This window comes from Streptomyces sp. SYP-A7185, from assembly GCF_046103685.1.
Classification (GTDB): Bacteria; Actinomycetota; Actinomycetes; order Streptomycetales; family Streptomycetaceae; genus Streptomyces.
This window is the reverse complement of sequence record NZ_CP122310.1, coordinates 5,785,973-5,805,619: the sequence shown is the minus strand read 5'-3', so window position 1 is coordinate 5,805,619 and position 19,647 is coordinate 5,785,973. Positions and strand designations below refer to the sequence as shown.

Genomic DNA, 19,647 nt, shown 5'->3' with positions numbered 1-19,647 from the left:
GCTCACGCCCCGGGAGCAGCGGCTTCCCCGGCTCCGGGGGCGGCGTCGCCCGCCGCCGCGCGGGCGACGTCCATCGCCTCGCCCATCACGGTCTCGGCCTCGCCCATCGCGTTCACCAGCTCCTGGACCAGGCGGTCCAAGGTCTCACCCGGGTCTTCGTCCATGGCGTCCATGGGCCCAGCCTACGGTTCCAGGAGCGTCGCCCCGATCCCGGCGACCACCGCGGTGAGGCCCTTCTCGAACCCCGCGTCGAAGTCGCGGAACAGCTCGTGTCCCGCGGCCGCCGCCAGCGGATAGCCGTCCAGGCGCCGCGCGCGGGCCTCCAGGTCGTAACCGCCCTCCTCCTTCGCGGGGTCGGGGCCCATGGACTGCTCCTCGATCACGTAGCCGATCGTGAAGCTGTACGCCGTGAGCCAGGCGCGGGCCGCGCCGCCCGGCGTGAAGCCGCCGTCGGTGAGCCGGCGCAGATGGGCCTCCATGGGGGCCGCGTACGACAGGTCCGTGAAGTGCGTGCCGCTGTAGACCTTCGCGCCGTCGCGGTACTTGAGCAGATGGCGCCGCAGGCCCCGCATGGCCGCGGCCAGCGACTGCGACCAGTCGGCGCCGGGCGGCGCGTCCGCCGCGAACTCCTCGTTCATGCGCCGCAGCATCACCGTCGCCATCTCGTCGAGCAGCGCCTGCTTGTCCTTGAAGTGCCAGTACAGAGCGGGCGCCTTGACGTCCAGTTCCTTGGCGATGGCGCGCAGGGAGAGGCCGTCGAGGCCCGTTTCGTTCAGGAGCTCCAGGGCGGTGCTCGCCACACGGGCGCGGTCCAGGGGTGTCGTAGCCACCTTGACAATTTAACACCGTTAAGCGCAGGCTCTGGAGCATGGAACTTAACACCGTTAAGGAGCGGGCTGCCCGGAGCGGCGCTTCCGCCGTCGAGACCGACGTACTGATCGTGGGCGCGGGCCCCACCGGCCTGACCCTGGCCTGCGACCTCGCGCGGCGCGGCGTCCGCGCACTGGTCGTCGAGCGGTCCAGCGCCCTCTTCCCCGGCTCCCGCGGCAAGGGCGTCCAGCCCCGCACCCAGGAGGTCTTCGACGACCTCGGGATCATCGCCGCGGCCGAGGCGGCGGGCGGCCCCTACCCCGTCGGCATGGTCTGGCGGGACGGCGAGCGGCAGGGCGAGCACCGGATGTTCGACGAGAAGGGCCCCACGCAGGACGCCCCGTACGACCGGCCGCTGATGCTCCCCCAGTGGCGCACGCAGGAGATCCTGTACGCCCGCCTGAAGGAACTCGGCGGTGACGACGTCCGGTTCGGCGCCGGGCTGACCGACCTGGCCCAGGACGCGCGGGGCGTCACCGCACGGCTCGCGGACGGCGGAGTCGTCCGCGCCGCGTACGCCGTGGCGGCGGACGGCGGCCGCTCGACCGTGCGCGCGGCGCTCGGCATCGGCATGACGGGCGAGAGCGTCGACCCGCATCCGGTCCTGGTCGCCGACGTCCGCGTCCCCACCCTGGACCGCGACCACTGGCACATGTTCCCGCCCGCCGCGGAGGGCGGCGGCGCCCTGGCGATCTGCCCGCTGGCGGGCACGCCGGACTTCCAGCTGACGGCCCAGTTCACGGACGGGAGCGCCCCCGACACCTCGCTCGACGGCGTACGCGCGGTCGTGGCCGCCCGTACGCATCTCGCCGCCGACGCGGTGACCGAGGTGCGCTGGGCCTCCGACTTCCGGCCGCGCGCGGCGATGGCGGACCGGTTCCGCGCGGGCCGCGTGTTCCTCGCGGGGGACGCGGCGCACGTGCACTCACCGGCGGGCGGGCAGGGCCTGAACACCAGCGTGCAGGACGCCTACAACCTGGGGTGGAAGCTGGGCGCGGTCCTGCGGGACGGCGCGCCCGCGGAGCTCCTGGACACCTACGAGGCCGAGCGGATGCCGGTGGCCGAGCGGATGCTGGGCCTGTCCACCCGCATCCACCGGGGCGAGGAGCGGCGCGGGGACGCCACCCGTCAACTGGGCCTCGGCTACCGGGGCGGCCCCTTGGCCGTGGAGACCCGGGACGGCCTCGCCGAGGAGGCGCTGCGGGCCGGCGACCGTGCGCCGGACGGGCCGTGCGGCGGCGGGGGGCGGCTGTTCGACGTGTTCAGGGGACCGCACTTCACGCTCCTCGCGGTCGGCACGGACGCGGAACTCCCGTCCCTGGCCGCGGGATGGGGCCGCGTCCACCGGATCGAGGCCTACGCACCGTACGGAAAGGGCCTGTTCCTGGTGCGCCCGGACGGGTACGTGGGCTGGGCGGGCGAGGACGCGACGGGTCTGACGGAGTACGTCGGGCTGGTCCACGGAGGCGCGGCCCGCCACGGCGGTTGACCTCTATCTAAGTTGAGGTTCTACGTTCTGGGCATGGACACCTTCACGTACTCCCACAGCGACGAAGACCTCATCGACCAGCCCGTCGGCTACTGGGCGTCGGCCGCGGGCGAAGCCGTCGTCCACCACATCCGCACCATGCTGGCCGAGGCCGGGCTCACCCAGCCCCAGTGGTGGATCCTGAACCAGATCGACACCGAGGGCGGCCGGGACAAGACCGCCGTCGTGGCGACCCTGCGCGGCTATCTGAACACCGGCGACGGCGCCCTGCTCCACGACATCAGCGCCCTGCACGACCGCGCCCTGCTCACCGAGGACATCGGCGGGCGGCTGCGCCTCTCCGAGGAGGGGCGCAGGCTCCGGGACGAGACCGCGGGGCGCCAGGGGAAGGTGCGCGCGGAGATCCACGAGGGCATCTCGGACGAGGAGTACGTCCGGACGCTCAAGGTCCTCCAGCGCATGATCCACAACGTGGGCGGGGCGGCCTGGCACCACTGAGGCCGGCCTTCGGTGCCGCCCGGCCACCGAGCCGCCGCCGCTCGGCCGCCGAGCCGCTACCGCTCAGCCACCGGCGAGCGAGAGCTTCGCCGCGAACCCGAGGAACAGCGCGCCCGCCGCCGAAGTGGCTCCCGCCGAGAGCCGCTTGCGGCGGCGGAAGGCGGCCGACAGCTTGGTGCCGCTGAAGATCAGGGCGGTCAGGTACAGGACGCTCGCCAGCTGGGCGAGGACGCCGAGCACCAGGAAGGAGAGCGCGGGATAGGCGTATCCCGGGTCGACGAACTGCACGAAGAAGGCGATGAAGAAGAGGATGGCCTTCGGGTTGAGCAGGCTGATCACCAGGGCCCTGCGGAACGGCCGCTCGGCCGCGCCCTCCTGCGCCTGCGGAACCGCGTCGGCCACCGGCTGCCGGCGCTCGCGCCACAGCGCCAGGGCCGCCCGCAGCATCCCGATCGCCAGCCAGGTCAGATATCCGGCACCGGCGTACTTCACGATCCCGAACAACACCGCGTTGCCTTGGAGGAGCGAGGCCACACCGGCGGCCGACAGCGTCATCAGGACGGCGTCGCCGCACCAGACGCCCGCCGCGGCGGTATAGCCCGTGCGGACGCCGCGGCGCGCGGCGACGGAGAGCACGTACAGCGAGTTCGGCCCCGGCAGCAGAATGATCAGGGCGAGGCCCGCGAGATAGGTCGGAAGATCGGTGACACCCAGCATGGGGCGGAGTCTCGCACGCGCGTACGACATGAAGGATGGGGTGTCCGCACAGCGGACACCCGCGTCCCGTCAGAAGACGTCCGAGGGTTCGTACGCCCCCCAGACCTCCCGCAGTGCGTCGCAGACCTCGCCCACGGTGGCCCGCGCCCGCAGCGCGTCCTTCATCGGGTGCAGGACGTTCGCCTCGCCCTTCGCCGCCTCCTGGAGCGAGGAGAGCGCCGCGTCCACGGCCGCCTGGTCGCGCTCGGCCCGCAACCGCGCGAGGCGGGCCGCCTGCTGGGCCTCGATGGCGGGGTCGACGCGCAGGGGTTCGTAGGGCTCCTCGGCGTCCAGCCGGAAGCGGTTGAGGCCGACCACGACGCGCTCGCCGGAGTCGGTCTCCTGGGCGATGCGGTAGGCGCTGCGCTCGATCTCGCTCTTCTGGAAGCCGTTCTCGATGGCGGCCACCGCGCCGCCCATGTCCTCGACGCGCTCCATGAGGCCGAGGATCGCCTCCTCGATGTCGTCCGTCATCTTCTCGACCACGTACGACCCGGCGAACGGGTCGACCGTGGCGGTCACGTCCGTCTCGTACGCCAGGACCTGCTGGGTGCGCAGGGCCAGGCGCGCGCTCTTGTCGGTCGGCAGCGCGATCGCCTCGTCGAAGGAGTTCGTGTGCAGGGACTGGGTGCCGCCGAGCACCGCGCCCAGGCCCTGGACGGCGACCCGGACGAGGTTCACCTCGGGCTGCTGGGCGGTGAGCTGGACCCCGGCCGTCTGGGTGTGGAAGCGCAGCATCAGCGACTTGGGGTTCTTCGCGCCGAACTCCTCGCGCATCACGCGGGCCCAGACCCGGCGCGCGGCACGGAACTTGGCGACCTCCTCCAGGAGCGTCGTGCGCGCCACGAAGAAGAAGGACAGGCGGGGCGCGAAGTCGTCCACGTCCATGCCCGCGGCGACCGCCGTGCGGACGTACTCGATGCCGTCGGCGAGGGTGAAGGCGATCTCCTGCGCGGGCGTCGCGCCCGCCTCGGCCATGTGATAGCCGGAGATCGAGATGGTGTTCCACTTCGGCAGCTCGGCCCGGCAGTACCGGAAGATGTCCGCGATCAGGCGCAGCGACGGCTTGGGCGGGAAGATGTACGTGCCGCGCGCGATGTACTCCTTCAGGACGTCGTTCTGGATCGTGCCGGTCAGCTCGCCCGCGTCGACGCCCTGCTCCTCGGCGACCAGTTGGTACATCAGGAGCAGCAGGGCGGCCGGGGCGTTGATCGTCATCGACGTCGACACCTGGTCCAGCGGGATGCCGTCGAACAGGATCCGCATGTCGTCGACCGAGTCGACCGCCACGCCGACCTTGCCGACCTCGCCGCTCGCGAGCGGCGCGTCGCTGTCGTGGCCCATCTGCGTGGGCAGGTCGAAGGCGACGGAGAGGCCCGCGGTGCCGTTCGCGATCAGCTGTTTGTAGCGCGCGTTGGACTCGACGGCCGTGCCGAAGCCCGCGTACTGGCGCATCGTCCAGGGGCGGCCGGTGTACATCGACGGGTAGACGCCGCGCGTGAAGGGGTAGGCGCCGGGGGCGCCCAGCTTCGTCGCGGGGTCCCAGCCGTCGAGGGCCTCCGGGCCGTACACGGGCTCGAAGGGCAGTCCGGATTCCGACTCACGCGCCATCGCTCTGTGCCTCCTGCCAGAGATCCTTCGTTACTTCTCCGGTATAGCGGTGCTCCTCCAGCATGGGGCAACGTTCAGGGGTGGTCACTCGCGGGGAACACTCTCGGCGAGTCTGTCGATCGGTCGAGCGATGACGGGGGTCATTGTGCGCAAGGGTGCGATAGCCGTGGGGGCCGTGGTCGCGGTCGCCCTGGTGGGCGGATGCAAGGCACAGGCGGTCGACTCGGACGGCAAGGCGCAGCCGGTCCGGATCTCCCCGACGAAGACGGACGCGGGCGGACCGGGCGACGCGGACGCGCCGGAGCGCCAGGAGCGGACCCCGGCCTCGAAGCCCGCGTCGAAGCCGACGTCGAAGCCGAAGCCGACGCCGCCCCCGAAGATCCTGCTCGCCCCGGGGCAGCGCGGCGACCAGGTGCGCGAGATGCAGGCGAGGCTCCGCCAGATCGCCTGGTTCTTCGACAACCCCTCGGGCACGTACGGCCCGGCCACGACCTCGGCGGTCAAGGGGTTCCAGGTCAAGCGCGGGCTGCCCGGCACGGGCACGGCGGACACGGTCACCTGGCGGAAGCTGGTCGACATGACCCGCGAGCCCACGAAGTACGAGCTCTACTCGGGCGGCGGCATCCCGGCGTCGAAGCCCGACAAGCGCTGCATGACCGGCCGTGTGCTGTGCATCAGCAAGGAGAGCCGGACGCTGACCTGGATGATCGACGGCAGGACCGTCTCGACGATGGACGTGCGCTTCGGCTCGCAGTACACGCCCACCCGCGACGGCACGTTCACCGTCTACTGGAAGTCCCGGCACCACGTCTCGACGCTGTACGACAGCTCCATGCCGTACGCGATGTTCTTCAGCGGCGGCCAGGCCGTGCACTACTCGTCGGACTTCGCGGCGACCGGCTACAACGGCGCGTCGCACGGCTGTGTGAACGTACGGGACGAGAAGAAGATCGCGAGCCTGTTCGCGCAGGTGAAGAAGGGCGACAAGGTCGTCGTCTACAAGTGAGGCGCGAGAGCGGGCCGATTAATCAGCGTGGGCGGGATCGGGGGAACGTCTCCCGCCCACGCTGGTGGCACTGAGCCAAAGGTACGGGGGGAACCCCTGGCTCGTGCGCGGGCCGATGACCAGTCGGCTCACTTCTTACTGCGTCACTGCTCCGAAAAACGTCACACCCGCGGTCCGCGGGGCTTTCCGGCAGGTCAGGAGCCGGACGAGGAGCCGGGCAGCACGGGCTGCGCGCTGTACGAGGCGGTGGGTGCGGGCGCCGGGTGCGGGAACGAGGGCGCGATGACCGGCGGGACGGGCCTGCTGCCGCCGTTGCCCCAGTGGTCGTTGCCGCCGCCGGTGGGTCCGTCGCCGCCCTTGTCGTCGTCCCCGTCGCCGGCCTTGTCGTCGTTGTCGCCGCCGTTGCCGTTGTCGCCGTTGCCGCCGGTGGGCTCGCGGTCGCCGCCCGATCCGCCCAGGACGCGGCCGCAGAACTCGGTCACCCGCTGGGGTCCCTTGGCTGCTTCCTCCAGGCGGCGCCTCTTCTCGCCCTGGAGCTCCCCGCTGCGGTAGTCGCGGCAGGCGGAGACCGCCTTGCGGTACCAGTTGCCCGCTTCGTCCTCGCGCCCCGGGTCGCCGGAGCCGGGCTGCTCGGTGCCCGCCGTGCCCTTGGACGCGCCTTCCTCGTCCCCGGTCTCCTGCCGCGGCGGCGCGCTGCTGCCGGGGGCGGGCGAGGAGTCTTCCGGCGCGGTGGTCACGTCGTCGGGCTCCACGTCCGGGCTGTCGCTCACCTCACCCGACGGGGAGGAGAGCGGCTCGGGCGAGGCGACGGACGACGCGGAGGCCGCGGGGCCCGGCTGGTGCCGGTCGCCGAACGGCGAGGGCAGCACGCCCGTACCGGCCGCGACCGCGACTCCGCCGATCATGCAGCCGGCGAGCACGGCGGCCAGTCCGTACCGCAGGGGGCCGGTCCAGCGCGCGGGGCGCGCAGGCGCGGCCGAGTGTCCGATGTGAACGGTTTCGCCCGCTCCCACGCGCGTAGACGTCGTTCGGGCCTTGGAGCCACGGGCCTCCCGGAACGCCGCGAGCGCGGCGGCCTCACCGGGGAGTTCGGCGGAGACGTCGGCCGGTACGACGGAGCCCGCGCGGTCGTCCGCCGCCAGCGAGGCCAAGGCCTTGGCCAGCTCCGCGGCCTGCTCGCGCGCGTGAAGGTCGGAGCCGTCGATGGACTCACCGCTCAGCAAACGCTCCGCCGCGTCGCGGTCCAGCCACCTGTAATCCTCGTCGGCCATCACATGTCCTTCTGCGCCCGGACACGCGAATGCGTCACACCGGCGGGTGTCACCGCCCGCCCACGCCGCTCCCTCTGGGGCGGCACGGCGTCCAGCGCGCCCTCGCTCTGCGGGCCGTCCGCGCCGAGCAGTTCCGCGAGCCGCTTCAGGCCGCGGTGCGCGGCGGTGCGGACTGCGCCGGGGCGCTTGCCGAGGGTCTGGGCCGCGCTCTTGGCGTCGAGGCCGACGACGACCCGGAGCACGACCGCTTCCGCCTGGTCCTGCGGGAGCTGGGCTATCAACGCGAGGGCGTCACCGGTGGCGAGGGATTCCATCGCCTCGTCCGCGGTGTCGGCGTCGCCGGGCTTTCCGGTGAGCTCGGTCTCGTCGCCGCCTATCGCCGGGCGGCGGCCCCGCATGCGTATGTGGTCGAGGGCGCGGTTGCGCGCTATGCGTGCGGCCCAGCCGCGGAAGCGGTCCGCGTCGCCGCTGAACCGCTCGATGTCGCGGGCTATCTGCAGCCAGGCCTCGGACGCGACGTCCTCCGCGTCCAGGTCTCCGACCAGCGTGCGCACGTAGCCCAGCAGCCGCGGGTGCACGGCGCGGTACACAGTCCGGAACGCGGTCTCGTCCCCGTCCTGCGCCGCAAGCACCGCGGCGGTCAGTTCCGCGTCGTCCCCCAGCACAACTTCTCCCTATGCGCCTACACCGGCTGCGGTTCTGACCCCGCAGCCTGGCGCGAAGCAGCACGCTACGGGCTGAAGTGGGCCCGCGTCCATGTTTGGTACAACGTGCAACTAGCGCGTGACAGAACGCGGTGTGACAGAAAACGCACCCGCGGCGCTGAAGGGAGTACGGGCCGCGTGCGGTCCGTCCGCGTGACGGCCGGGGTCTCTCCTGTGGGGGGTGGCGACCCCGGCCGCTCACCTTGGCGGGGCCGACAGCTGTCCCCCCGACTCCTTTCATCTGCGGCCCTCCTGTGGCTGATCGCGCAGTTCCCCGCGCCCCTGAAGGGGCGCCCTTTGGGGGCGCGGGGAACTGCGCGAACGGCCCCCACGCACGTGCAGACGAAGAGCGAGGGAAGCGGGGGGCCGGTTCAAGCCCCCCGGCAAGGGGTCAGCGCCAGTCGTCCCGCGGCCGCGTAGGCGGACGCGAAGCCCCGGCCCGCAGGGCCGAGCGGAACGCGGCCACAGCCCGGAGCTGGGCCTGCGCATCCACCCGCTCCACCCGCATCGCCCCGGCGAGCAACACCACGAGCCGGGGCGGCTTCACCGCAGACCGCCCAGCTGCCGCGCGAGCCGCCGAAGCCCCCGGTACGCCGCGGTCCGCACCGCCCCGGGCCGCTTGCCGAGCACCCGCGCCGCCGTCGGGGCGTCGAGCCCGACCACGACCCGCAGCAGCACCGCCTCCGCCTGATCCCGCGGCAACCCGGCGATCAGGGCGAGCGCCTCCTCCGTGGAGATCGACTCCAGCGCCTGCTCGGACGTGCTGTGCGGCCCGGGAAGATCGAGTACGTCCTGTTCGAGGGGGGACGGCCGCGGCCTGACCTTCTGGCGCCGCAGATGGTCGAGCGCCCGGTGGCGGGCGATCGTCGCCGTCCAGCCCCGGAACCCGGCGCCGTCCCCGCGGAACCGCCCCAGATCCCGGGCGATCTCCAGCCAGGCCTCGGCCGCGATGTCCTCGGCGACCTCGCCGTGGTGGCCGACCAGGCCCCGCAGATAGCCGACGAGCCCCGGCTGCACCAGGCGGTAGGCCACCGCGAAGGCCGCCTCGTCGCCCTCCTGTGCCCGCGCCACCGCGGCACCGAGCTCCTCGTCCCGCGCCCGTGCGCGACGGGGTTCCCCTCCTCGACCCACGCTTTCCCATCCGTACCGACGCGACACAGCTCACCGTGTCCGTGCCCCCACGCTGAGCTGCGCCAGGACCCGCGGAAATGTCACAGGCCGGAGGAGAGAGCGGCCGGTGTCAGACCTCGAACAGCGAGCCGCCGCCCCGGCCCATGCCGAGCGCTTCGAGGTCCAGGACCAGGGACGGGTCGGGCACGCGCGCGCCGACCGGCTTGCCGTAGTCGGACATCCGCATCTCCATCTGCTCGTCGCCCCGCGTCTGCGCCATGCCGACCAGATACGCCTTGCCGCCCGTCGCCACGTACGCCGTCATGTCGTGGCCGCCGTCCGTCGCGGTCAGCGGGGTGACCTTCTCCCCGTGCCACCGCCGGTCCGGCAGCGCGCGGGCGCCGTTCATCTCGGTGTCCGTGCCGTTGCCCAGCTGCCCGAAGACCTTGTCGAGGTCGCACATCCTCGTCGGGGACGCGGCACCCGAACTCCCGGTCCCCTTCGGCATCTTCATGTACTTGCCGCGCGCCAGCGCCGTCCGCTCCCTGGCCCTGGCGGCGATCTGCGGCCCCCGCGTCACGGCGGCGTCGCGGATCGCGTCGAGCGACGCGTCCGAGAACTTGATGTAGGCCTCTCCTCCGGCGACCATGACCAACTCGCCCCGCTGCATGGGCCCGGAGTCGAACGTGCCCGTGCAGTTGTTGCGCCGGTCCATGTGGACCGAGACCTCCTGATGCCCCTTGGGCGTGTTCATCTCGACCCCGATGCGTACGGAGTCGGCGTTCTTCAGCAGCTCAAGGGCCTCCCGCCCGAGCCGCTCGCCGCGCACCTGGTCGGCGGGGGCCGGCGTCTTGGACGGCGTCCGCTCGACCAGCCCCTCGTAGACCTTCCCCCCGCCCCCGGTGCCGCAGGAGGCCAGCGCCCCCGTCACGAGACAGCAGGCGATTCCCCGCGCCCACCGGCGTCTCTTCTCGCGCACCGAACCCGTAGCCCCCACAGTCCCCACCCACACTCTTCGTTCACAGCTGTCACGTGGTCCAGCGCAATGATCCGTCCATCCGTCACACCCCGGGACTGCGGGATACGTCACGTCACATTTCCCCCGCCCGCATACAACCGTTTGGCGCTTCGGGCAGTCGTAAGCACTCGTTGTTGGCCAACCGTTCAACCGGCAATTCCGCTAAGGGGTGGGGCATTTGAGCCCGCGCAAACCGCGCGAAGCAGCGCGAAGCACGCACGCGTACCGGCCACTGAGTCTCAAGCGCAGGGCGTGGCTGACGATCGGCGCCGTCGTACTGGGGGGCGCGGGGGCCGTCACGTACGCGATGGCCGATCCCTCCGCCGGGGATCAGCCGGGCGACGCCGCACGCGGGAAGCGCCCGGTGAGCGTGCACGACATCGCGCTCAAGGCCGACGGCGCCGCGAAGAGGGAGCTGGCACGCACGTCGACCGAGCAGTTCTCGCTGCTCGGCGTCTCGTGGACCGGCGCGACGAAGGAGCTCGACGGCACCGCCCAGGTCCGCACCCGCTCGGTCGGGGGCGCCAAGTGGAGCGGCTGGCGGAACCTCGACCTGGAGCTGCACCCGGCCGAGAAGACCGAGGCGGACACCCGGGCCGCGTCCGATCCGCTGTGGGTGGGCCCCTCGGACGGTGTGGAGGTCCGCGTGGTCGCGGCCGACGGCACCGCGAGCGCCGCGCTGCCCAAGGGACTTGAGGTCAACCTCGTGGACCCGGGCGTGACGGCCAAGGAGGCGAAGAACCCGGCCCTCGACGGTTCGGCGATGGCGCCGGCGGCGTTCGCGGCCGACGAGACCCCCGTACCGCCCGACCCGGGTTCGGGCGGCGGCTCCGGATCGCCCGAGCCGTCGGAGGCCCCCTCGGAGGCCCCCTCGTCACCGGAGCCGACCACGTCGGACCCCGGCGGCGAACCGCCCACCTCCCCCGCCCCCTCGGGTTCGCCGACCCCCGACCCGGAACCCACGGTTCCGTCGGCTCCGCCGTCCACCGTCACCAAGCCGCCGGTCATCGGCAGGGCCGCCTGGGGCGCCGACGAATCCCTCGTCAAGGACCCGCCGGAGTACATCGAGAAGGTCAAGGCGGTCTTCGTCCACCACACGGTCGGCACGAACGACTACAGCTGCGCCCAGTCGGCGTCCCTGGTCCGCGGGATCATGGCGTACCACGTGGAGACCGAGCGCTGGAACGACCTCGGCTACAACTTCCTCGTGGACAAGTGCGGCCAGATCTTCGAGGGCCGCGGCGGCGGCACCGATCTGCCGGTGCGCGGCGCGCACACGTACGGCTTCAACGGCGAGTCCGCGGGCATCGCGGTCCTCGGTGACTTCGAGGGCAACGAGAACCCGGCCCCGGGCGAGACGTACAAGAAGGCGGGCAAGCCGACCCGCGCCGCGCTGGAGTCGGTCTCGCGCGTGGCGGCCTGGAAGCTGGGCCAGTACGGCGGCGACCCGTCGGGCAAGGTCACGCTGACGGCGGCCGACGACACCGGCGTGTGGAAGAAGGGCGACACCCCGTCGCTCAACACGGTCTCGGGCCACCGCGACGGCTTCGCGACCGCCTGCCCCGGCAAGAACCTGTACTCCAAGCTCGCCGAGATCCGCCGCTACGCCACCGGCGCGGGCCGCAACTCCGCGATCCCGACGGCGGACTTCAACCGCGACGGCATCACGGACCTGGTGGCGGGCACCCCCAAGGCCTCGGGCGGCGTCGGCTCGCTGACGATCGTGCCCGGCGGTCTGGACGGCCCGGTGGCCGGCTCCAAGAAGACCCTGACCCAGTCGAGCCCCGGCGTCCCCGGCGCCTCCGAGGCGGGCGACAACTGGGCCGCGGCCACGGCGTGGGGCGACATCAACGGCGACGGACACGCGGACCTGGCGATCGGCGCCCCCGGCGAGGACGACACCACGAACAAGGACCGCGGCGCGGTCACGATCCTCTACGGCCCCGCCTTCGACACCGGCACGGACATGCAGCTGGCGGACGACTTCCACTACCCGGGCGCCAGGTTCGGCTCGGCCGTGGCGGTCGGTGACTTCAACGCCGACGGCAAGGCGGACGTCTTCTCGGCGTCCACCGGCACCGGCGGCACCTGGGCGGCGCGCTTCAAGGCGGGCAGCGAGGTGGGCGGCACCCTGACCTCGGGCGACACCGCCCTCTCGTACGCCGACGCCGCGTCCGGCGACTTCAACCGCGACGGCTACGCGGACGTGGCCCTGAACTACCGCGACCAGTCGGGCGTCGGCCGCGTCCAGTGGTTCAAGGGCACCCGGTCCGGCCTGAGCCGGGTCGGCGCGCTCTCGGTCAAGGGCGGCCGCTCGGTGGCCGTGGGCGACGTGAACGGCAACGGCTACGACGACCTGGTCGTCGGCCAGCCGTACACGGCCGAGTCGGGCGCCTTCGCGGGCGGCCAGGTGACGGTCGTCCCCGGCACCTCGACGGGCTTCACGACGACGGGCCTCAAGACGGTCCACCAGGACACGTCCGGGGTCCCGGGCGCCGCCGAGTCGGGCGACGCGATGGGCTGGTCGGTCTCGGCGGGCGACTTCAACCTGGACGGGTACGCGGACGTCCTGGCGGGCGCGCCGAACGAGGACATCACGCGCTCCGGTGCGGCCAGGAAGGACGCGGGCACCTCGCTCCTCCTGAAGGGCACCTCCGCCGGTCTGACCGGCACCGGCGCCCAGGCCTTCTCGCAGGACACGGAGGGCGTCCCGGGCTCCACGGAGTCCGCCGACCGCCTGGGCTCCTCGGTGCTGCTGGCCGACCTGTCGGGCTTCGGCCGCGCGGACCTCGCCATCGGCGTGGACGGCGAGGACGCGGGCAACGGCACGATCCTCCAGCTGGACAGCGGTGCCTCCGGCGTCTCGGCGTCGGGCGGCGTCTACTACGGGCAGCCGCAGCTGGGCACTCCGGCGGCGGCCCACTTGGGCGAGACGCTGACGCCGTAGAGCGCTCCGTCACACCAGGGGGAAGGGGCGCGGCCGCCGGTGCGGCCGCGCCCCTTCGCCGTACGAGGTGCCGCGCCCCTTCGCCGTACGGGTGCCGGGACGTTTCCTCACCACCACCCCCGGTTGAGCGCGACGACGAACCGTCCGACGACTCCCCTGCGCCGCGGGGAGACCCGGAACTCCTGGTGCTCGTCACCGCGGTGGACCGTCAGGCGGCGCCCGTCCGCGCGGAGCTCGGCCGCACACGTGCGGCGCGGCGCGTCCAGGACGAGCCCGGTGGGAACGTCCACGAGCCGGTTGTGCGCGAAGACCAGCACGCGCCGGTTGGTCAGCACGACGAAGCAGCTGTCGTACCCGCCCGAGGTGCGGGAGGAAGCGCCGCGGGCGAGCCGCCTGGCAGGGAAGACCGCGGTCAGCTCCTCGCCGTCGTCCAGCAGGGCCCGTACGCGTCCCGGCTGCTTCCAGGCCTGCTCACCGGCCAGCACGAGCCATACGCACCCGCTGGTGAGACCGGCGGCGAGCGGCTGCGACGGATGCCCGAACGCGGCATGGGCCAGGACGGACACCAGAGGCGTGACCCCCAGGCTCCACAGGACAAGGCCGAGCCGGCCCCACGCCCCGCGCCGACGCGCCCGCGACAGTCGTGCCCCGAAGTCGCTCAGACCCTGCTCCCCCGCTCCCGCCGCGAGACCACGGCCCGCAGGACGCGCCGCCCCTCGGTGGACAGGTCGAGCGCCTGGCGCAGCCCGCCCGTGCCCGGGTCCTGCTGGGCGAGGATCTCCAGGATCCGCACCTGGCGCCGCAACTCGGCGGCGACCAGCGGCGACATGCCCTCCGTGCGTCCCGCGCGCCGCGCGTCCACGCTCGACGGGCCCGCGCCCGCGTCCGGCACGGTGTCCAGCAGGCGGTGGATCTGGAGGGCGGCGACGGAGCAGGCGTCGGCCCATTCGCGCAGCCCCGCGGCGGACCGCCGGGAGGGCACGGCGCCGAGCATGCGGTGGGCGAGGGTGCTCGCCTCGTCCGCGGACGGGTCCTCCAGGACGTCGGCGCCGCCCAGCGTCATCCGCGCCTCCACGAGCGCCGCGTCCCAGGGCACGCCCTCGGCGAGGCCGGCCCACAGGGGGCGCAGGACCTCGTCACCGCCGCCCAGGAGCGGTACACACCGGTCGAGGCAGGCGAGCCCGCTCGCCGCCAGACCCCTCTCGTCGGCCTCGGCAATCAGCTCGACCAGACTCGCGCCGCCCATGTCGTACGCCTCCCGTTGCGGACCATGTTTGACCCCTACTGCGTTCGGACCCGCGGGAACGTCACTGCGGCACCACGCCGAGCCGGTCGAGGAAGCGGAAGAAGAGCTCCTCCGCCGAGGGTTCCGCCGCCGCGTTCAGCACGTCGAGGAGCGCTGCGGGCTTCACCGTCCGGCCCGACTCCGCCGCCCAGGTCACCGCGCGGTCCGCCGCGTCGCGCGGTTCGAGGAAGTAGTCGTCCAGGCTGAGGCCGTCGTCGCCCAGATACCCGGCCATCGCCTCGCGGGCCAGGCACGTCGTCCAGACGCCGCTCTCCGGGGCCGCCGCCTCGACGACCACGCAGTCGCTGTCCATGACGTAACCGAACAGGGCGGGCGATCCCGTCTCCAGGGCCAGGGTGTTCATGTTGCCGACGTCGCGCGTGCCCTCGCCGCCCGGCACCTCCCACACCTGCCAGCCGTCGTCCCGTGAGACGAGGAGGCTCAGCTCGTCGCGCACCGCCGACACCGCCGCGAGCTCCACGAGTGGCCGTTCACTCCTGCCCACGACGTAGTAACCCCAGTAGCCCATGCCCGCGTCCCCCCGTGTACTCGACTCCGCTCAACTGCCTCGACGGCTGCGATCGGCTTTGGGCCGAATACACCACAGACGTAAGCAAGTTCGCCACCAAAAAGCCGAAAACGGATCTAGCGGTCATGTGCCGGCCGGCGCTTCTCGGACGGGCCCGGGCCCGCTCGGCACCGCGCCCGCGCCCGCGCGCGCCTTCGCGTCCTGCATCCGCGTCAGCCGGCGCACGAACAGGATCGCCAGCACCGCCGCCGCGATGTCCAGGGCGTCCGAGAACATCATCCGGGAGATCGCCGCGTCGACCTCGTCGGCCGCCTCCGCCTCCCAGTACGCCGACGTCGCCCACCGACCGAAGAAGAGGCTCGCCACCCACAGCGTCCACCAGCCGTTGATCAGCGGGTGCGCGGCGCGCGTCGTCGCGGCGCCCAGGCGCACCGGGCGGTCCGGGGCCGCCGGGCTCTCGACGCTCGCGTCCCAGATGTCCAGGGCGATCCGCCGCGGGAACCACAGGTTCACGACCGGCACGAACCAACCGCCCACCGTCCAGCCGCGCGCCTTGCTGTGCTGGTGCGGCTCGAACACCTCGGCGTTCACGCGGACGCGGTGGAACCAGCAGAGGAAGACGACGCAGGTGGCGACGAGAGCGGCGGCCTGCAACCAGCCGGAGACGGCGTACAGCGTGTCGGCGCGCTCGGCGTCCCGCATCAGATCCGTCCCGTAGCCGAACGCGTGCCGGGGGCTCCGCAGCTCTTCCATCACGCCCTGGACGACCGTGCCCGCCCACAGCGAGTACAGGTCGGCGGCCACGACCACGCCCAGCAGGGCGGTGGTGGCCCGCGAGAGTCCGACCGGCGAGCGGAGGTGGGCGGGGAGCCCGCCGGACGCGTACCCGAGGCCGGGCGCGTACCCGGTTCCGGGCGCCGGCCGTGCGTTGGCGGCCACCGAGACGCAGATGTCGCAGAGTCCCGCCGACGTCGTGGCCTGATGAAACTGACATTCCGAGCACAGCATGGCCGGGCAACCCCCCACGGGTTCATCCAGAACAGGACAGCAGAGGCCGCCCACGTCCCTCCCCAGGGCGTCGGCGGCCCCCGGAACCTATCCCACCCGGTCGGCCAGCTTCACGAATTCTTTCCAGGACAGACCCGGTTCGCGCGCATCCCACAGCTTCTGGACCGTCGCCCGCAGCGGCATCCGGATGCCCCGCGCCACCTGCTCCTGCGTCTGCGAGTTCGCCAGATCGCACCAGACCGCGAAGGAACCGCCGAGGATCCGGTCGTCGTACTTCGCGGCCACGGGCTTCGTGCCGCGGATCACCAGCGGGGTCCACTGCTCGTAGATCCGCTGCCCGGTCGGATAGCGGAAGGTGTTGGGCTGGCCGAGGACGTAGTAGAGGTACTCGTCGTTGTAGTTGATGACCTTCCGGCCCTCCTTGAGGTACTCGACCGGTTCCCGGGCCCCGATCTCCTTGCCCGTCCAGTACGCCACTTCGAGGTCGTCGTCGGCCTTCTCGACCCCGCCGCGGAAGAACCCGTCGTTCCAGGCCCTGAGCCCGCGCTCGTAGGGGCGCATGGTCTCGGCGCGGTCGTTGAGCCAGCCGGTCGCGAGGTCCTGGACGCGGGCGTCCGACCCGTACTTCTCGCGGGCGGCGGCGGCCAGCTGCGGATAGCTGGCCTCGGGGTTCGCGACCGTGAGGGCGCGGTACTCGTCGGCGCCGAGGTGCCAGTAGCGCCCCGGGAAGAGGTCCGCGTACTCCTCCAGGAGGTCGTCGACGATCTCCGCGGCCAGCGGCTTGGAGATGTCGACGGCGCCACGCGCGGCCACGCCACGGGTGTCGCGGAGCTGGAGCGAGGGGTGCGCGGCGATGACCGTGCCGAGGTGGCCCGGCGAGTCGATCTCGGGCACCACGGTGATGTGGCGGCTCGCCGCGAGCTTGAGGATGCGGCGGACCTGAGCCTTGCTGAGGTGGTCGCGCGAGACGATCTCGGGGTGCGAGTCCGACTCGATGCGGAAGGCCTGGTCGTCGGAGAAGTGCAGGCCCAGCTCGTTGTACTTGAGGTCGCCGAGCTCGCGTACGCGGTCCTCGATCCACTCGGCGTCGAAGTGCTTGCGCGCGATGTCGATCATGAATCCGCGCCGCGGCTTGGCGGGCTCGTCGCGCACCACGCCCTCGGGCGCGGCCCGGCCGCCGCGCACCTCCTGCTTGAGGGTGCGGGTCCCGTAGAAGACACCGGCCTCCTCGGGAGCGGTGATCTTCACCCGCCGCCCCTTCACGGAGAGGGTGTACGACTCGTTCCGGCCCGCGGAGGCGTCGGCGCGGTCCGGGTCGAGCGCGAGCTCCACGTCTCCCTCGCGGGGCTTGGCGTCCCCCGCGTACGAGAGCTTCAGCTCGCCGGCGAGCAGCTTGCCCTCGTCCGCGAGGTCGTCGTCCCCCACGACGACACGCCCGCCGGCGGCCGGCTTCCACCCGGGCCCGCGCGCGGGCTTGTGCGCGCCGACCGCGGGGATGGTGGCGGGGGCCTTGGAGAGGGGGTAGGACTTCGTGGGCGCGGGGGTCGGGGAGACCGCGGACTTGCTGTCGGAGGGCGGATCGGCGGGCGCACCCCCGTCCCCGCCACCGGGCCACACGGCGACGGCCACGGCCACACCCCCGACGGCGACGGCGGCGGCTCCGAGGGCGAGACGGCGGGGGATCATCGGCTGACGCCTTGTACGGGGCGGTGCCCGGCGGGGCACACGGAGGGACAAGAGGGAGAGATCAGCCGCGCGGCGGCGGCCCGGGGACCCCCCCACCGGGCGGGGCGGGCACCACGGACATCAGCAGTCAGAGCCAGCATGCGCCCACCGTAGAGCCGGGCCCGCGGCCTTCCCGTCCACCACGCGAAGTGAAACTCTCCCATCCGGGTGATATTTCACGCATCCGTCCGACTCCCGTCACGACACGTCGCTAGCGTTACGACAAAACCCCCACAGCCCCTCGCCGATGCCCCCTGACCTGGAGTCCCGCTGCCCCCGCACCGTTCATCCATCCCTCCGGCGGAACCGGCCCGTTCCCCGGAGCTACTGAATTCCGCGGAGCCGGCCGCCGCCGAAGCCGCGCTGCTCACCTGCTGCGGCAGCCACCTCTGGGCCCGGCGGCTCGTCGCCCACCGGCCCTACCCGGACCTGGAGGCCCTGCTCGCCGCGTCCGACGAAGCGGCGTACGACCTGCCGCCCGCGGACCTCGCCGAGGCCCTGGCCTGCGAACCTCTGCGCCCGGTCATCCCCCGCCAGAGCGCGTACGGCGCCGCCGACACGGCCCTTCAGGCCGCCCACGCCGCGTACGAGAGCCGGTTCGGGCACGTCTTCGTGATCTGTCTGGACGACGTCCCGCCGACCCAGGCCCTCGACCATCTGCTCGCCGGGATCCGCGACCGCCTCGCCAACGACCCGGAGGAGGAGCGGGTCATCGCGGCCGAGGAAATGCGGAAGCTCGCCCGCGGGCGACTCACCCGGCTGGTCCACGACCTGAATAGCCCGTACGTGCCTGTTTGATTGCCTGTTTGATCACACCTGCGCTACCCCGCGTGAGCGAACCGACAACTCGTCGATACGATGACGAGCGGCCGGTGGACCGTACCCGGCCGGGCCCGTCCGACCACCCAAGCCGGCTGGCCCCAATCCCCGCTCCCGGAGGGTTCTGCCGTGCCGGCTGGAACGCTGTACCGCGGCCGGGAAGGAATGTGGTCCTGGGTGGCTCACCGAGTCACCGGCGTCCTCATCTTCTTCTTCCTGTTCGTGCATGTGCTGGACACCGCTCTCGTCCGCGTCTCCCCGGAGGCGTACGACGATGTCGTCAGCACCTACAAGACGCCCCTCGTCGCACTCCTTGAGTACGGCCTGGTCGCCGCCATCCTCTTCCACGCGCTGAACGGCCTGCGTGTCATCGCCGTCGACTTCTGGTCGAAGGGCCCGCGCTTCCAGAAGCAGATGCTCTGGACCGTCGTGGGCATCTGGGTCGTCCTGATGGTGGGGGCGCTCTACCCGGTCCTCGGCCACGCCGTCCGCGAAGTCTTCGGGAGCTGACGCCTGATGTCCGACACCACGCTCGAGAAGTCCGGAGTGGGTCCCGTCGAAGGCGCCTCGCTCTACGACGCCGACAACCCGGCCCCCCTCATCGAGGCACCGCGCAAGCGCACCTCCAAGACCCCGCGCTCGACCCGCGGCAACTTCGAGATGGCCGCATGGCTCTTCATGCGCCTGTCCGGCGTCGTCCTGGTCGTCCTGGTCCTGGGCCACCTGCTGATCCAGCTGGTGCTCGACGGGGGCGTGAGCAAGATCGGCTTCGCGTTCGTCGCCGGTCGCTGGGCCTCGCCGTTCTGGCAGGTCTGGGACCTGCTGATGCTGTGGCTCGCGATGCTGCACGGGGCCAACGGCCTGCGCACGGTCATCAACGACTACGCGGAGCGCGCCAACACGCGCCTGTGGCTCAAGGGCCTGCTGTACACCGCCACGGTGTTCACCATCCTTCTGGGCACGCTGGTGATCTTCACCTTCGACCCGAACATCCGCTAAAG

Annotated in this window: 20 protein-coding genes; 7 read left to right on the top strand and 13 right to left on the bottom strand. The window is 72.4% G+C overall.

Annotated features, from left to right (window positions below):
- Positions 1–2: 2 nt before the first annotated feature.
- A complete protein-coding gene (locus QBL25_RS25565; RefSeq protein ID WP_409059302.1) occupies positions 3–173 on the bottom strand; it encodes a hypothetical protein in 171 nt (56 codons plus the stop codon).
- A gap of 9 nt (positions 174–182) precedes the next feature.
- Positions 183–839, bottom strand: coding sequence for a TetR/AcrR family transcriptional regulator C-terminal domain-containing protein (locus QBL25_RS25560; protein ID WP_409062775.1), 657 nt, complete (start codon positions 837–839; stop codon positions 183–185).
- Between the two features lie 29 nt (positions 840–868).
- Between QBL25_RS25560 and QBL25_RS25555 the strand changes: the two genes are divergently transcribed.
- Both QBL25_RS25555 and QBL25_RS25550 read left to right on the top strand, forming a co-directional pair.
- Positions 869–2,359, top strand: coding sequence for an FAD-dependent monooxygenase (locus tag QBL25_RS25555; protein ID WP_409059301.1), 1,491 nt, complete (start codon positions 869–871; stop codon positions 2,357–2,359).
- A 33-nt stretch (positions 2,360–2,392) separates the two neighbouring features.
- On the top strand, positions 2,393–2,857 hold the full coding sequence (locus QBL25_RS25550) for a MarR family winged helix-turn-helix transcriptional regulator (RefSeq protein WP_409059300.1): 465 nt from the start codon (positions 2,393–2,395) through the stop codon (positions 2,855–2,857).
- A 63-nt stretch (positions 2,858–2,920) separates the two neighbouring features.
- Here QBL25_RS25550 and leuE read toward each other — a convergent pair whose 3' ends face one another.
- Complete coding sequence (leuE, locus tag QBL25_RS25545) at positions 2,921–3,574, bottom strand: leucine efflux protein LeuE (protein WP_409059299.1); 654 nt, start codon at positions 3,572–3,574, stop codon at positions 2,921–2,923.
- Between the two features lie 69 nt (positions 3,575–3,643).
- Positions 3,644–5,224 (bottom strand): methylmalonyl-CoA mutase, encoded by a 1,581-nt coding sequence (locus QBL25_RS25540; protein ID WP_409059298.1) that lies wholly within the window; start codon positions 5,222–5,224, stop codon positions 3,644–3,646.
- Positions 5,225–5,354: 130 nt separating this feature from the next.
- Between QBL25_RS25540 and QBL25_RS25535 the strand changes: the two genes are divergently transcribed.
- On the top strand, positions 5,355–6,230 hold the full coding sequence (locus QBL25_RS25535; protein ID WP_409059297.1) for a L,D-transpeptidase family protein: 876 nt from the start codon (positions 5,355–5,357) through the stop codon (positions 6,228–6,230).
- 194 nt (positions 6,231–6,424) lie between these two features.
- Here the strand turns inward: QBL25_RS25535 and QBL25_RS25530 are convergent, their stop codons facing one another.
- The 4 genes from QBL25_RS25530 to QBL25_RS25515 all read right to left on the bottom strand — a co-directional run bounded on the left by QBL25_RS25530 (position 6,425) and on the right by QBL25_RS25515 (position 10,246).
- Positions 6,425–7,501 (bottom strand): hypothetical protein, encoded by a 1,077-nt coding sequence (locus QBL25_RS25530; protein WP_409059296.1) that lies wholly within the window; start codon positions 7,499–7,501, stop codon positions 6,425–6,427.
- Entirely contained in the window at positions 7,501–8,166 is a 666-nt protein-coding gene (locus tag QBL25_RS25525) for an RNA polymerase sigma factor (protein ID WP_409059295.1), read from the bottom strand. The genes QBL25_RS25530 and QBL25_RS25525 overlap by 1 nt, the downstream gene beginning before the upstream one ends.
- Before the next feature lie 582 nt (positions 8,167–8,748).
- Complete coding sequence (locus QBL25_RS25520; RefSeq protein WP_409059294.1) at positions 8,749–9,336, bottom strand: RNA polymerase sigma factor; 588 nt, start codon at positions 9,334–9,336, stop codon at positions 8,749–8,751.
- A gap of 109 nt (positions 9,337–9,445) precedes the next feature.
- Entirely contained in the window at positions 9,446–10,246 is an 801-nt protein-coding gene (locus QBL25_RS25515; protein WP_409059293.1) for a hypothetical protein, read from the bottom strand.
- A gap of 256 nt (positions 10,247–10,502) precedes the next feature.
- Between QBL25_RS25515 and QBL25_RS25510 the strand changes: the two genes are divergently transcribed.
- On the top strand, positions 10,503–13,280 hold the full coding sequence (locus tag QBL25_RS25510; protein WP_409059292.1) for an FG-GAP-like repeat-containing protein: 2,778 nt from the start codon (positions 10,503–10,505) through the stop codon (positions 13,278–13,280).
- A gap of 107 nt (positions 13,281–13,387) precedes the next feature.
- On the opposite strand, the gene QBL25_RS25505 is transcribed toward QBL25_RS25510, so the two are convergent.
- The 5 genes from QBL25_RS25505 to QBL25_RS25485 form a co-directional block, all read right to left on the bottom strand.
- The gene (locus QBL25_RS25505) at positions 13,388–13,846 is read right to left on the bottom strand and encodes a hypothetical protein (protein ID WP_409059291.1); all 459 of its coding nucleotides are present in this window, start codon (positions 13,844–13,846) and stop codon (positions 13,388–13,390) included.
- Positions 13,847–13,938: 92 nt separating this feature from the next.
- Positions 13,939–14,526 carry a hypothetical protein gene (locus tag QBL25_RS25500; RefSeq protein WP_409059290.1) on the bottom strand — a complete coding sequence of 196 codons (588 nt, stop codon included), beginning with the start codon at positions 14,524–14,526 and terminating at the stop codon, positions 13,939–13,941.
- Between the two features lie 61 nt (positions 14,527–14,587).
- Positions 14,588–15,094, bottom strand: coding sequence for a hypothetical protein (locus QBL25_RS25495; protein WP_409059289.1), 507 nt, complete (start codon positions 15,092–15,094; stop codon positions 14,588–14,590).
- 123 nt (positions 15,095–15,217) lie between these two features.
- The gene (locus QBL25_RS25490; protein ID WP_409059288.1) at positions 15,218–16,033 is read right to left on the bottom strand and encodes a DUF4328 domain-containing protein; all 816 of its coding nucleotides are present in this window, start codon (positions 16,031–16,033) and stop codon (positions 15,218–15,220) included.
- Between the two features lie 156 nt (positions 16,034–16,189).
- The gene (locus QBL25_RS25485; protein ID WP_409059287.1) at positions 16,190–17,788 is read right to left on the bottom strand and encodes a beta-N-acetylhexosaminidase; all 1,599 of its coding nucleotides are present in this window, start codon (positions 17,786–17,788) and stop codon (positions 16,190–16,192) included.
- A gap of 330 nt (positions 17,789–18,118) precedes the next feature.
- Here QBL25_RS25485 and QBL25_RS25480 point away from each other — a divergent pair, with 330 nt between their 5' ends.
- From QBL25_RS25480 to QBL25_RS25470, 3 genes are all read left to right on the top strand, one after another.
- Positions 18,119–18,625 (top strand): 2-oxo-4-hydroxy-4-carboxy-5-ureidoimidazoline decarboxylase, encoded by a 507-nt coding sequence (locus QBL25_RS25480; RefSeq protein ID WP_409062774.1) that lies wholly within the window; start codon positions 18,119–18,121, stop codon positions 18,623–18,625.
- Positions 18,626–18,775: 150 nt separating this feature from the next.
- Positions 18,776–19,156: a succinate dehydrogenase, cytochrome b556 subunit gene (gene sdhC, locus QBL25_RS25475; protein WP_283779093.1), complete on the top strand. Its 381-nt coding sequence runs from the start codon at positions 18,776–18,778 to the stop codon at positions 19,154–19,156.
- 6 nt (positions 19,157–19,162) lie between these two features.
- Complete coding sequence (locus QBL25_RS25470) at positions 19,163–19,645, top strand: succinate dehydrogenase hydrophobic membrane anchor subunit (protein ID WP_361182130.1); 483 nt, start codon at positions 19,163–19,165, stop codon at positions 19,643–19,645.
- Positions 19,646–19,647 lie beyond the last annotated feature (2 nt).